Below are 13,099 nucleotides of genomic sequence, written 5' to 3'. Positions count from 1 at the left end.
CGGGCCGCCGGTGCGCGCTAGGAGGCGGTGACGATGACACGGACACCCCCCATGACGGTCACCCGGGTGCGGCTGTGGCGGTGGCGCCGCAACCCGCTCAGGCGCCACAGCGATGTCGTGGAGGCCTGGATCGTCCTCGCCGGCTGGGTGCTGGCCCTGCTCGCCGGGGTCGGCGCGGGCCTGCTGGCGGCACAGGGCTCGGAGTCGGCGTTCGCCGCGCGGCAGGCCGGGACGCACCCCGAGTCCGCCGTGCTCACCGGAGCCGCGGCACGGACCCCGACGGCCGGCAGCGGCTACGACGACGGCCGGGTGTGGGCGGCCGTGCGCTGGACGGGCCCGGACGGCGCGGACCACGCGGGCCGGGCGAAGGTGGCCCCGGGCACTCCCGCCGGAAGCCCGGTGACGGTCTGGACGGACGACCGCACCGGGCGGATCGTGCCCGCCCCCCTCGCCGGCACCGCGGCCGACCTCCAGGCGGCCCTCACCGGCGCCCTCGCCGCCCCGGTGGCCGGCACGCTCGTCTGGGGCGCCGGACGGCTGGTCCGCGACCGGCTGATCCGGCGGCGCATGGCCGAGTGGGACGCCGAGTGGAAGCGGATCGGCCCCCGGTGGGGCAACCTCAGCGGGGGCCGGGGCTGAGCACGGGGGCGTCGTCGCAGGCCGGGGGGCTTGAGGAGGCCCTGAGGGGTTACCCGGGCGATATGGCGAAGTTGCACCTACCACGGCGACACCACCGGCAGGCGGCCGACGAGGCCCCGGAACCGCATATCCCCGCACCGGAGGAGGCGGGACCCGGCGAGGAGGTGGAACGGCGGGCGCCGGACACCCCGGTGAAGCTGCCCCGGCAGGCCTGGGCCGCGGCGTTCAAGGGCTCACTGCGCGAGTTCCGCGACGACGAACTGACCGACCGGGCCGCAGCCCTCACCTACTACGCCGTCCTGGCGCTGTTCCCGGCCCTGTTGGTGCTGGTCTCCCTGCTGGCCGTCGCCGGCCCGTCGGTCACGGACAAGGTGCTGGCCAACCTCAAGGACCTCGCCCCGGGCCCGGCCCGGGACATCATCACCCAGTCCGTACGGCAGTTGCAGAACGGCGCCGGCACCGGATCGGTGGTGGCGGTGATCGGCCTGGTCCTGGCCGTGTGGTCCGCGTCCGGCTACGTGGCCGCCTTCATACGCGCCGCCAACGCCGTCTACGACATGCCCGAGGGCCGCCCGGTGTGGAAGATCCTCCCGGTGCGCGTCGGCGTCACCGTGGTGCTGATGCTCCTCGCCGCGGCCAGCGCGCTCATCGTCGTCTTCACCGGCGGACTGGCGCGCCGTGCCGGACAGGCGCTCGGCATCGGCGACACGGCGCTGACCGCCTGGTCGATCGCGAAGTGGCCGGTGCTTGTCCTGCTCGTCATCCTGATGATCGCGATCCTGTACTGGGCCACCCCGAACGCCAAGGTCAAGGGGTTCACCTGGCTGACCCCCGGCAGTTTCCTCGCGCTGTTCATCTGGATGGCGGCCTCCGCCGGGTTCGCGTTCTACGTCAGCAACTTCGCCTCTTACAACAAGACCTACGGCACCATGGCCGGCGTCATCGTCTTCCTGATCTGGCTGTGGATCACCAACCTGGCGATCCTGCTCGGCCTGGAGTTCGACGCGGAGACCGCGCGGCAGCGGGCCATCGCCGGCGGCCATCCGCCCACGGCCGAGCCCTACACCCAGCCGCGCGACACCAGCAAGTGGGACGAGGAGGACGTGCGCCGCATGGACGAGACCTGACCCGGCGTGCTCCCGCGGCGGCCCGGGCGGGCGTTCAGCCCCGCCGGGCCGCGCCCGGGCTGATCAGGCCGCTCTCGTAGGCGAGGATCGTGGCCTGGACCCGGTCGCGCAGTCCCAGTTTGGACAGCAGGCCGTTCACATGACTCTTCACCGTGCCCGTGGTGACGCCGAGTTCGTCGCCGATCTCCGCGTTGCTCAGCCCCGACGCGATCTTCAGCAGGACCTCCCGCTCGCGCTGGGTGAGCCGGCCGAGCAGTGCGGGGGCCGCGGCCGCCGGGATCGCCGCACCGCGCGCGAACGTGCCGATGAGGCGGCGGGTGACGGCGGGCGCCAGGATGCCGTCGCCGTCCGCGACGACCCTGATGGCCGACAGCAGTTCCTCGGGCCGGGCGTCCTTCAGCAGGAACCCGGACGCACCGGCGCGCAGGGCCTCGTACACGTACTCGTCGAGGTCGAAGGTGGTGAGCACCAGCACCCGCGGGCCGCCGGCCGGCGCGGTGATCAGACGGGTCGCGGTGAGCCCGTCCATGCCCGGCATCCGGATGTCCATCAGGACGACGTCCGCCCCCTCCGCCGCGGCGAGCGACACCGCCGTCGCGCCGTCACCGGCCTCGGCCACCACCGTCAGGTCCGGTTCCGCGGCCACGATGGCGGCGAACCCGGCCCGCACCACGGCCTGGTCGTCGACGACGATCACACGTACGGCTACGGGGACACCTCCTGGGCGGGGGCCGGGGCGACCCCGGCCGGCAACGACACCCGTAGCGTACCGGCAGGGTCGCACACCATCCGGCCCTCACCCGCGCCCACCCGCACCCGCAGGCGTTCGGCGACCGGTCCCGCGACGGCGAGCCGCACCCCGGTGACCGTGATGCGCAGGGTGCCGCGCCGCCGTCGCAGGGTCACCCGGGCCGGTCCCGGATCACCGGCGCCGAGCACCGCCTCGACGATCCGGTACACCGACACCTGCACGGACGGCGGCAGTTCGCGGGTGGCCTCCGGCAGACCCCGCAGCCGTACGTCACGGCCCGCGGCGCGCAGCGCACCGCACAGGGCGTCCAGGTCCGCCGCGGCGGGCGACGGGGCGAGCGGGCGGCCGGCCGCGCCGTCCCCGTCCTCGTCGCCGCCGAGGCCGTGCAGCATCTCCCGCATCGCGGCGAGCGCCGCCCGGGCCGCGTCGGCCGATTCCGCCAGGTCGCCGCGGCGGGCCGCGTCGACCAGCGCGCGGGTGCGCGTCAGCACAGCGTCGCGCAACGTGCCCGCCAGCCGCCGCCGTTCGGCCTCGGCGGCCAGGTCCGCCTGCCACAGGGACCCGGCGAACGCGAAGTCGTCACGGGCCACGGCCCGCAGCCGGCGGCGCCGGACGAACACCCCCGCGCCCCACACGGGGAAGAACACCAGCGCCAGCAGGACGGAGCCGGCGAACGCCGTCAGCACGGCCTCGCCCGGACCCGCCGGGGCGCTCCCGACCGACCCGTCGGCACCGGCGACGGCCGTGAGGACACAGCCCGCCCCGAGCGCCGCGGCGACCGGGGCGGGCCAGGTGCGGGCCGCACCCCGCCCGTAGGCGGCGACCGTGTACACGGCCGGCACCTCGACGAGCATTCCGGCGGCGAGGAGCTGGGCGGCCTCGGACGACAGCGGTACCAGGACGACGGCCGACGGCCCCAGCCAGGCCGTCGCGAGCACGGCGAGGAACACGGCCCGGGGCGCACGCCTGCGCCAGACCAGCGGCAGCGCGTGCAGCCCCAGCAGTGCGCACACCACCGGCAGCGCCGGCAGCGTGGCGCCGCGGGCGTCCGCCGGCCAGTCCTCCGACACGGCCAGCGCGCCGGCCACGGAGAGCACCAGCGCGGCCAGCGCCAGGAAGGGGTCGGCGAACCGCTGCTCCCGCAGCACGTCCCGGCGCCGGCCGGCGCCGTCCGGCCGCCGCGGCCCGGCACCGTCGGGCAGTGTCGCCCGGACCCGCCAGCCGCCGTCCGGGGTGGGCCCGGCGGTCAGCTCACCGCCCACCGCGGCGGCCCGCTCCCGCATCCCGGCCACTCCGCGCCCCGCCCCCAGACCTCCGGTGCCGTGCGGAGCGGACCGCGGCGGCGCGTTCTCCACGGTCAGTTCGAGCGCGCCGGGCGTCCGCCGGACGAGCACCCGCGCGGCCGCCCCGGGCGCGTGCCGCAGCGCGTTGGTGAGGGCCTCGCGGACGATGCCGTGGACCGCCTCGGCCGCCGGGCCGGCCAGGTCCGCCGGCACCCGCGCGGTGACCGGGCGGCCCAACCGGCCGAACGACGCGACCAGTTCCTCGATCCGGCCGCTCATCGGCCGGTCGTCCGGGCGGTCGGCGTCCCGCAGCAGCCCCACGAGCCGCTGCAACGCCGTGAGGGTCTCCGTGCCGGTCCGCTCCGCGAACGACAGCGCGTCGGCGGCCAGGTCGGGTCTGCTGTCCGCGAGCCTGCGCGCGGCGTCGACGGTCACCACGACCGACGTCAGGTGGTGGGCGCTCACGTCGTGCAGTTCCCTGGCCAGCCGCCGGCGTTCCCGCTCGCCCGCCCGCCGCCGGGTGTCCTCCGCCCCGGCCAGCCGGCGGGCCGCGGTCAGCCGCCCGGCGAGCCACCGGCGCCGGGCCTCGCCGAGCCCCGCGCACACCAGGTACATGCCCAGGGCGAGGGCCATGACGGACAGCAGGGCGGCGTGCGGGCCCTCCTGCACGGCGGCAAGCACCCACTCGACGCCCACGGCGGCGGCCAGGGCCCGCACCGTCACCGGCACGGGGCAGCGCACGCCGACCGAGTACAGGGCGATCAGCGGGCCCACGCCGAGATAGCCGTCCGGCGCCGAGAGCCCGCCGAGGACCAGGGCGCCGAGGGTGCAGGCGAGGCTCCGTAGGGGTGCGGTGCGCCGCCGGGACAGGGCCGCCGTCTCCAGGGCCAGCGCGCACAGGACGCCGGCCAGGACCGCTGTGCCCGGTGTGCCGTCCAGGCCCACTCCGCACCACAGCATGACGCCCTGCCCGGCCGCCGTCAGCAGGGGCAGGAACCAGTTGCGTGTCGTCTCCATCTCGCCGACGAGCGTAGGCGCCGGCCGTGCGGCACACACCGGCCCGTGGGCGGAGGCCCGCACCCCACCCCGGGCAGGGACCCCAACCAGAGATGGAGACGCCGGTCCTGCCCAGGGCCGATGGCACGCGCGAGGTGACTTCGGCAGGCTGACGGCATGACACACCCCCCGCTCCCCGAGCCCTCGCTCGCCTACCACCGCCTGGCCCGGCTGTCCCCGCGGCACACCTGGTGGCGCCCGCTGGCCGGGACCCTGGTCCTGGCCGTGGGCTACGTCGTCGCCCTGGTCGTCCTCATGGTCCTGCTGGCGGCGCTGGGATCGGCCCGGGGATACCGCCAGGACGCCGACGGCTGGCCCGTGTTGGGCCCCGTCGCGCAGACGGCCACGGATCTGTTCTCGATCGCCGTGGGCATACCCGTGCTGCTGCTGACCGTGCGCTGGATCGGGCGGCGCCCGGCGGGCACGGTGTCGTCCGTCACCGGGCGACTGCGCGTGCGCTGGCTGGCGTTGTGCCTGCTGACCGCCGTGCCGGTCGTCGCGCTGTCCATGGGCGGCATGCTCCTGCTGCCCGCGGACGCCGCCGGGGCGGACGGCGGGTGGGTGGGCTGGCCGGCCTTCGGCCGGGCCCTGGCCATGCTGCTGGTGCTGGTGCCGTTGCAGGCGGCGGCCGAGGAGTACGTCTTCCGCGGCTGGCTGACGCAGACCGCCGGGGCCTTCCTGCGTTCGCCGTGGGGCGCGATGCTCCCGCAGGCCCTCCTGTTCGCCGCCGCCCACGGCTGGGGCACCCCGTGGGGCTTCGCCGACCTGGTGGTGTTCGGGATGTGCGCGGGCTGGCTGACCTGGCGCACGGGGGGACTGGAGGCGTCCATCGCCCTGCACGCGGTCAACAACCTCTTCGCCTTCGGTGCCTCGGCCGCCGTCGTCGGCGGGCTGGCCGCCGACGAGACCGCGGCCGACGCGGCCTGGCAGGTGGTCGTGCTCGACGTCCTCGGCGTCGCGCTGTACACGGCGGCCGTGGCGTGGTGGCTGCGCCGCCGCGGCCCGGAGCGCACCGCCCCGGCCCCGCGGCCCCGGGAGGCCGCGCCGGGACACCCCTACGCCGCCGGGTTCCCGCCGCCCGCGCCGTGGCCGGGGCATGCGGGCCCCGGTTCCCCGGTGCCGCCGCCGTGGGGGCGGGGCGCGTCCGCCGCGCCGGTGTGGCCGGGGCACCCCGGGACGGCCGCGGCCGTTCCGCGGGAGCCGGATGCACACCGCCCGCCCGCGGGCCCGGGGACGGGGGAGGAGAACGCGGAGCGCGGGTGAGCGGCGGGCGCCCGCCCGGCAACGAAGCCGGGGCCGCCCGTGGACGGTGCCGGTGTGTCAGCCGACGCGGGCCGGCCGTGGCCGGAGCACTCCGGGACGGCCGCGACCGTACCGGTGCCCGCGGCCGTCCCGCGGGAGCCGGATGCACACCGCCCGCCCGCGGGCCCAGACTCGGGGGAGGAGGGTACGGAGCGCGGGTGAGCGGCGGTCGCCCGCCCGGCAACGAAGCCGGGGCCGCCCGTGGACGGTGCCGGTGTGTCAGCCGACGCGGGCCGCGATGATCCGCGCGCACTCCAGGGCCTCGGCGCGGGTCGTGTCCACCTCCAGGTCGTACGACACCCCCCGGTGCGCCAGGACCGCCTGGGACACGGCCATGCCCGGGGGCCGGTCCCCCCGGGCCGTCTCCCGTCCGGCGGCCACCGCGGGGTCGCAGCGGACGCCCACCCACAGCACGGCCAGCCCGTCCAGGGCCGTGCGCCACCGCTGCTGGGAGTCCGCGCCGCCGAGGAAGACGTCGTCGACGACGATCCCGGCACCCGCGCGGGCCGTCGCCGCGATCCCCGCCATCCAGGCCGCCTCCAGTTCCCGGAAGCCCGTCCCGACGTGCACCCCGCCGTCGGCGCCGAACTCGATCCCGCCGTCCGGCCCGCGCAGCGCCGGGGGCAGCGCGTCGACGAGCGCGTCGATGCCGAACGCCAGCCAGGGGCCGGGCAGTACGGTCTGCAGACAGCGCGCGATCCCGGTCTTCCCCGCACTGGAACCGCCGTTGAGCACGATCACTTGAGTCGTCACCGTGCCACGGTACGGGTGTGCCGCACCGCTGGACAGCCGGAGGCCCGATCACCGGTCCGCAGCGGGTGTGTGTCAGGTGTCCGGCAGCCGGCCGCGGCACGCCGGGGGAGTGCCTGTGCGCGCCGCGCGCCCGGCTGGTGGAAGATCTGTTCGGCGGCCGGGTGCCCGGGTGGGCCCGGACCGCCCGTAGCCCCGCATCTCCCAGGGAGTTGACGACATGACCGACAAGCCGACCGTGAGCGTTCTGGGCACCGGCATCATGGGCGCCGCGATGGCCCGCAACCTCGTGCGGGCCGGACACACCGTGCGTGCCTGGAACCGCACCCGCGCCAAGGCCGAACCCCTCGCGGCCGACGGCGCGCACGTCGCCGACACCCCCGCCGAGGCCGTCGAGGGCGCCGATGTCGTCCTGACCATGCTCTACGACGGTCCGGCCGTCCTGGAGGTCATGCGCGAGGCCGCGCCCGCGCTGGCCTCCGGCGCCGCCTGGGTGCAGTCCACCACCGCCGGTATCGAAGGCGTCGACGAACTCGCCGCGTTCGCCCGCGAACACGACCTGGTCTTCTTCGACGCGCCCGTGCTGGGCACCCGCCAGCCGGCCGAGGCCGGACAGCTCCTGGTCCTCGCGGCCGGCCCGAGTGAGCACCGGGCCGCCGTGACACCGGTGTTCGAGGCGGTGGGCGCCCGGACGGTGTGGACCGGCGAGGACGGCGCGGCCGGCACCGCGACCCGGCTGAAGCTGGTCGCCAACAGCTGGGTCATCGCCGCCACGGCCGCGGCCGGCGAGGTGCTGGCCCTGGCGCGCGGACTCGGTGTGGACCCGCAGGACTTCTTCGACGCCATCGGCGGCGGACCGCTCGACATGGGGTACCTGCGCGCCAAGTCGGCCCTCGTCCTGGAGGACCGGCTGACCCCGCCCCAGTTCGCGGTGGCCACGGCCGCCAAGGACGCCCGGCTCATCGTGCGGGCGGGCGAGGAGCACGGTGTGCGCCTGGACGTGGCCGCCGCGAGCGCGGAGCGCCTGGAGCGGGCAGCGGCGCAGGGCCACGCCGACGAGGACATGATCGCCGCCTACTTCGCCAGCTTCGACGCCACGGACCGGCCGGCCGGCTGAGGGGGGCCACACCCGTCCGGGCCGGTGCCACCGTTCGCGGCGGCACCGGCCCGGTGGTGTGCCGCCGGCCTGGCGAGCGCCTCTCTCTCGCACCCGCACCGGCGCCGGTGCCGCCGTCCGGCGGACGGCCTGCCGGGGTGTGTCCGCTCCCGTCACCGGGCCGACGGCACGGCGGGCCGGTGACGGGACCGGGAGGCGCCCCGCGTCATCCGGCGACCTCGGCGCCCTCCTCCTGCTTCCCGGCCGCGGCCTCGGCCGGCTGCTCCTGCACGGTGTAGAAGACGGACGAACCCTGCTTGCTGCGGTGGGCGAGGTTGCGGGCGACGAGATTCTCCAGGGTGGTCCGGACGACCTTGGTCTGGATCCCGCGGTCGGGATGTGCCTGGCCCAGCGCCTCGGTGACCTCGGCGGCGGAGCGCGGTTCGCTCTGCTCGCCCAGGTGCCGGCGGACCAGCTCGATGAGCGTGGGCTGCCCGGCGTCGGAGGCCGACTTCGCGGCCGCAGCCTTCGGAGCCGCCGCCTTCGGGACCGAGGCCTTCTTGACCGCCGGCTTCCCGGCCGTGGCCTTTCCCGCGGCGGACTTCCGGGCCGCCGGCTTCTTGCCGGCCGCGGGCTTCTTCGCGGCCGGCTCCTTGCCCTCACCGCGCGGCGCGGCACCGCTCTTCCCGCGCGGGGGCGGCACGATCGTGCCGCCGGCCGCCGCGGCGATGCCGAGCGCCTGCTGCATGTTCAGCAGGATGGCGTGATCGTGCTGGAGGCCCGCCAACTGCTCCTGCAGGGTCGCGATCTCGGCCGTGATGCGTTCTTGTTCCTTGAGGTTGCGTTCGAGGTCGTGGGTCACCTGGCTGACATACTGGGAAGCCAACTCCGTGACGGGTGCAGTGCTTTCCGGCATCTTTTCTCTCCGCTCCTGACGGTGCATCACCTGGATGATACGGGCGGGTCGACCGGTTTTCACCGTTGGTGAAGGGCAAACACCCGACCGACGGACCACCCCGGCCTCGGTATCGGCCGGTCGCGCCTCGCAGGGGCGGACCCGGTGAGTCACCCGCCGCCGCCGGGATTCCCGGCTGCGACGACCGGCCCACCATGTGTGCCCCACCCGCCCACCGTACAGCGGCCATTGACACATGTACCCGAAGTCGAGCACATCGCCACCACCGCACCGGGGCGGAACGTGCCGGGGTCCGGCCGCCGCGGCACCCGCCGGGCCGGGACGGCGGCACGCCGGTGACCGCCGGGACATGTGCCCGTACGGCCCCGCGACCGCCGTCATCCAGTGTTCACGGAAGTCGTGGAGCCACCCCGGGCATTCGAACTAAGGTGAGATCCGCGTCTCTCTTCGCTCGCCGAGTCGTTCTTCCCTGCAATGGAGGAAGCGCATGAGCCGGTACGCCCAGGTGGCCTTCACCCGGAACGTGCGACGTGTGCAGGAGGAGCGCGGGAGCGTCACCGCCATGGAGCGGCTCCTCGCCGGGGACACCGGGCACGCCGATCCCCTGGGTGCGGCCGAGACCGCGTTCATCGGGGCCCGGGACGGCTTCTACCTGGCCACCGTGAGCGAGACCGGCTGGCCGTACATCCAGTTCCGCGGTGGACCGCCGGGCTTCGTGCACGTCCTGGACGAGGGGACGCTCGCCTTCCTCGACGTGCGCGGCAATCGGCAGTACATCACGGCCGGGAACATCCGCGGCAACGACCGGGTGTCGCTGTTCTTCATGGACTACGCGCACCGCACCCGGCTGAAGGTCCTCGGCCGGGCCGAGATCCGGGACGCCGGCGCGTTCGAGGACGTACGCGGCCGGTCCGGTGAGGCACGCACCGACGGGCAGGCGGAAGCGCTGGTGGTCGTCCGGGTCGAGGGCTTCGCCTGGAACTGCGCCAAGCACATCACCCCCCGCTTCTCCGAGGCCGAACTCTCCGGCGCGCTGGAACAGGTGTACGAGCGCATCGTGGCACTGGAGGAGGAGAACCGGGAACTGCGCTCGCGGCTCGGGGTGCGGGACTGAACCGCACCCCGAGCCGCGAGCGCGCGGCCCGCTCCGGCACCGGTCAGCCAGCCGCTCCTCGGCCAGGCTGGCGAGCAGCCGGGCGCCGTCCCCGAGCACCTCGTGCCCGAACACGGCGTCGGGGCTGTGGTTGAAGCTCGCCTTCGCCGGGTCGCGGTCGGGCGGGCAGGCGCCCAGGAACAGCATGGCCCCCGGCACCTGGTTCAGGACGAACGAGAAGTCCTCCGAGGCGCTCAGCGCGTTCGGCGACCAGACGAGCCGCCCCGGGCCCAGCAGCCTGTCCACCGCGCCGGCCGCGAAGTCCGCCTCGTCCGGGTCGACGACCGTGACCGGGTAGTCCATGGCGTGGTCCACCGACACCGTCACCCCGTGCGCCGCGGCGACGCCCTCCACCACCCGGGTCACCCCGTCGAGGACCTTGGCCTTGGCGCCCGGCCCGAAGGTCCGGACCCCGATCCTCAGCTCCGCCTCGTCCGGGATGATGTTCGCCGACGTCCCCGCGTGGATGCTGCCGACCGACAGCAGCACCGGGTCGAAGGGGTCGAAGCCCCGGCTCGCGAAGGTCTGGAGCGCCAGGGTCATCTCGCACGCGGCCGGGACCGGGTCCTTGAGCAGGTGCGGCTGCGAGTCGTGGCCGCCCCGGCCCCGCACGGTCACGTTCAGCACGTCGCCCCCCGCCAGCAGCGGGCCCTTGCGCGTCAGCAGCACTCCGGCCGGGAGCATCGAGGACGCCACGTGCACCGCGTACGCCGCGTCGGGGCGCCGTCCGGCCGCGTCCAGCACCCCCTCCTCGATCATCAGCCGCGCGCCGTGGTGCCCCTCCTCGCCCGGCTGGAACATGAGGACCACGTCACCGCGCAGTCCGTCCCGCGCCCCGGCGAGCAGCCGGGCCGCGCCGACCAGCATGGCCGTGTGCAGGTCGTGCCCGCAGGCGTGCATCCGGCCCGCGGTCTTCGAGGCGTAGGGGACACCGCTCGTCTCCGTCAGCGGCAGCGCGTCCATGTCGGCCCGCAGCAGGACGACGGGGCGGTCGCCGGTACCGGGTCCTGCGGCCCCGCCGCGCAGCACGGCGGTCACGGAGGACAGTGCCGTGCCCGTCGTGATCTCCAGCGGCAGCCCGTCGAGCGCGGCGAGCACCTTGGCCTGGGTCAGTGGCAGGTCCAGCCCGAGTTCCGGCTCCCGGTGCAGGTCCTCGCGCAGCCGCACCAGGTCCGCCAGCAGGTCCGGGGCGAGCTCCCGCCCGGTCACTTGACCGCCGTGATGATGCCGTGCGGGGTGATGGCCTCGGTGCAGCGGGTGCGGGTCACCCGGTCGAACCCGACCTCCTTGAGCGACTTCTCGTAGCCCTCCCAGGAGTAGAGCATCCCGCCCTCACCCGCGACCGCCGCGAAGAACGGGCTGGCCAGGGCGGCCATGAGGGGGCCGTCGTAGTCGTCCTCGGACATCGAGTTCAGGATCAGCACCCGGCCGTCCGCCGGCAGCACGGCGTGCGCGTGGCCCAGCAGCACGCGGATGCGGTCCTGCGGCCAGATCTGGAGCTGGTGCACGAACGTCACCGTGTCGTGCCCCTCGGGGTAGTCACCCGCGAAGATGTCTCCCTCGACGACCTTCACCCGGTCGGCGAGTCCCGCCTCCGCCACCCGCTGGCGGGCGAGGTCGACCACCTTCGGGATCTCCAGGACCGTCACCTCGACGTCCGGATGGGCGCCGGCCACCGCGATGGCCATCGTCGCGTCCCCGCCGCCGACGTCGAGGATGCGCCGGGAGGAGCTGAAGTCCCCGTACTTGATCAGGTGCTTGCTCGCCACGGCCGACCAGGTGCCCATGAAGTGGTAGAAGACCTTGAGCAGTTCGGGGTCCTGGCTGAGCCGGTGGTAGACGGTGGCGCCGTCGCCCGGGTAGCGCCGCAGGCCGATGTTGCTGTTGGCGCGCAGCGACTCGGTGAAGTCGACCAGGCCCGGGTAGGTGACGTACGCCTCGAACCCGATGACCGCCTTGACCAGTTCCCAGTGCCCGCCCGTGAACAGGGCCGAGATCGAGGTGGCGTTGGTGTAGCCGTCCGGGGTGCGCTCCACGAGCCGCAGCGAGGTCACGCCGAGCAGCAGGATGTCCAGGGAGCGTTCGGCGAGGCCCAGTTCGGCGCCGATCCGCTCGCGCGAGGTGCCGGGACCGCGCTCCAGCAGGTCGAAGAGTCCGAGTTCGACCCCGGCACGGGTGAACTGGAAGGCGTTGTGCCCGAGCAGCACGGTGGTCAGGGCGTCCGGGATCACGCTCTCGGGCTGGGGCTGTACCTCGGTCATGGTTCTTCTCCCTGGGATGCGAGGGTGCCGATCAGGTCGTCGAGGGTGAGCGACTGCATGCCGCGGGCGGCGGTGGAGCCGGGCCGGGCCGGAGGGCCGGGAGAGGTGACGGCGACCGCGCCGAGCACGCCGGACGGCAGGTCGGGCAGGTCGTACAGGAGGTGCCGGCCGATCCGGTGCGGCCGGTCCGGACGGGCGGGGTGCGACGGCAGGTGGGTGAGGTCGAGGCCCGCCATGCCGGGCAGTCCCTGCGCGGTGAGCTTGACCAGTGCCTCCTTGCGCACCCAGATGCGCAGGAACGCCGTGTGGGGCGCGGGCGATCCGCGGACGCGGTCCGTCTCACCCCGGGTCAGGAAGTGCCGCGCACCGCCGAGCGCCGGTGCGCCGTCCCGGGCGGCCGGTCCGGGCAGCCGCTCGATGTCGATGCCGACGGGGTGATCGGCGGCGCAGGCCGCCACCACCCCGTCCGCGTACGAGAAGCCGACCGCGCACCGGGAGCCCCGGACGCGGGGCCGGCCGTGCGGCCCCGCGCAGCGCGGGCAGCACTGCTCCAGTACGACGTGCCGGGCCCGCGCGCCGGTCCGCCGGGCCACGCACAGCCGGGCCAGCAGGCGCGCGGCGAGGAAGTCCGCCCGTGCCCGCCCGGAGCGCACGGCGGCGAGCCGGCGGTGTTCCGCGGCGGTCAGGACCGGCGTGTCCGCCCCGGGCAGGGCGAGGAGCCGCGCCGTCTCCGCGACCGCGACGGTCAGCGCCGCCGTCATGGGC

11 protein-coding genes and 1 pseudogene are annotated in these 13,099 nt (G+C 75.4%); 5 read left to right on the top strand and 7 right to left on the bottom strand.

From position 1 onward, the window contains the following. Nucleotides 1–33: 33 nt before the first annotated feature. Together ACZ4K2_RS04105 and ACZ4K2_RS04100 are read left to right on the top strand one after the other, a co-directional pair. Nucleotides 34–639, top strand: coding sequence for an Rv1733c family protein (locus tag ACZ4K2_RS04105; RefSeq protein WP_467470234.1), 606 nt, complete (start codon nucleotides 34–36; stop codon nucleotides 637–639). 62 nt (nucleotides 640–701) lie between these two features. Further along, nucleotides 702–1,766 (top strand): YihY/virulence factor BrkB family protein, encoded by a 1,065-nt coding sequence (locus tag ACZ4K2_RS04100; protein WP_467470232.1) that lies wholly within the window; start codon nucleotides 702–704, stop codon nucleotides 1,764–1,766. A gap of 34 nt (nucleotides 1,767–1,800) precedes the next feature. Here ACZ4K2_RS04100 and ACZ4K2_RS04095 read toward each other — a convergent pair whose 3' ends face one another. Together ACZ4K2_RS04095 and ACZ4K2_RS04090 are read right to left on the bottom strand one after the other, a co-directional pair. Then, a complete protein-coding gene (locus ACZ4K2_RS04095; protein WP_467470231.1) occupies nucleotides 1,801–2,463 on the bottom strand; it encodes a response regulator in 663 nt (220 codons plus the stop codon). 8 nt (nucleotides 2,464–2,471) lie between these two features. Further along, a complete protein-coding gene (locus tag ACZ4K2_RS04090; protein ID WP_467470229.1) occupies nucleotides 2,472–4,817 on the bottom strand; it encodes a sensor histidine kinase in 2,346 nt (781 codons plus the stop codon). 156 nt (nucleotides 4,818–4,973) lie between these two features. Here ACZ4K2_RS04090 and ACZ4K2_RS04085 point away from each other — a divergent pair, with 156 nt between their 5' ends. After that, nucleotides 4,974–6,119, top strand: a complete 1,146-nt coding sequence (locus ACZ4K2_RS04085) for a lysostaphin resistance A-like protein (protein WP_467470227.1) — start codon at nucleotides 4,974–4,976, stop codon at nucleotides 6,117–6,119. 258 nt (nucleotides 6,120–6,377) lie between these two features. Here ACZ4K2_RS04085 and cpt read toward each other — a convergent pair whose 3' ends face one another. Then, nucleotides 6,378–6,911 (bottom strand): chloramphenicol phosphotransferase CPT, encoded by a 534-nt coding sequence (gene cpt / locus ACZ4K2_RS04080; protein WP_467470225.1) that lies wholly within the window; start codon nucleotides 6,909–6,911, stop codon nucleotides 6,378–6,380. 217 nt (nucleotides 6,912–7,128) lie between these two features. On the opposite strand from cpt, the gene ACZ4K2_RS04075 reads away from it, so the two are divergent. Continuing rightward, on the top strand, nucleotides 7,129–8,025 hold the full coding sequence (locus tag ACZ4K2_RS04075) for an NAD(P)-dependent oxidoreductase (protein WP_467470224.1): 897 nt from the start codon (nucleotides 7,129–7,131) through the stop codon (nucleotides 8,023–8,025). A gap of 205 nt (nucleotides 8,026–8,230) precedes the next feature. On the opposite strand, the gene ACZ4K2_RS04070 is transcribed toward ACZ4K2_RS04075, so the two are convergent. Then, nucleotides 8,231–8,920 carry a hypothetical protein gene (locus ACZ4K2_RS04070; RefSeq protein ID WP_467470222.1) on the bottom strand — a complete coding sequence of 230 codons (690 nt, stop codon included), beginning with the start codon at nucleotides 8,918–8,920 and terminating at the stop codon, nucleotides 8,231–8,233. A gap of 487 nt (nucleotides 8,921–9,407) precedes the next feature. On the opposite strand from ACZ4K2_RS04070, the gene ACZ4K2_RS04065 reads away from it, so the two are divergent. Next, the gene (locus ACZ4K2_RS04065) at nucleotides 9,408–10,034 is read left to right on the top strand and encodes a pyridoxamine 5'-phosphate oxidase family protein (protein WP_467470481.1); all 627 of its coding nucleotides are present in this window, start codon (nucleotides 9,408–9,410) and stop codon (nucleotides 10,032–10,034) included. Between the two features lie 117 nt (nucleotides 10,035–10,151). On the opposite strand, the pseudogene ACZ4K2_RS04060 reads toward ACZ4K2_RS04065, so the two are convergent. From ACZ4K2_RS04060 to ACZ4K2_RS04050, 3 genes and pseudogenes are all read right to left on the bottom strand, one after another. Beyond that, nucleotides 10,152–11,240 (bottom strand): annotated as a pseudogene (locus tag ACZ4K2_RS04060) (M20 metallopeptidase family protein); the annotation flags it as partial. A 38-nt stretch (nucleotides 11,241–11,278) separates the two neighbouring features. Next, a complete protein-coding gene (locus ACZ4K2_RS04055) occupies nucleotides 11,279–12,334 on the bottom strand; it encodes a methyltransferase (RefSeq protein ID WP_467470220.1) in 1,056 nt (351 codons plus the stop codon). After that, nucleotides 12,331–13,095, bottom strand: a complete 765-nt coding sequence (locus ACZ4K2_RS04050) for a 4'-phosphopantetheinyl transferase family protein (protein ID WP_467470218.1) — start codon at nucleotides 13,093–13,095, stop codon at nucleotides 12,331–12,333. Before ACZ4K2_RS04050 ends, ACZ4K2_RS04055 begins: the two co-directional genes overlap by 4 nt. Between the last annotated feature and the right edge of the window lie 4 nt (nucleotides 13,096–13,099).

Source organism: Streptomyces sp. NPDC025833 (assembly GCF_055558055.1).
This window is presented reverse-complemented; position numbering and strand designations above follow the sequence as displayed.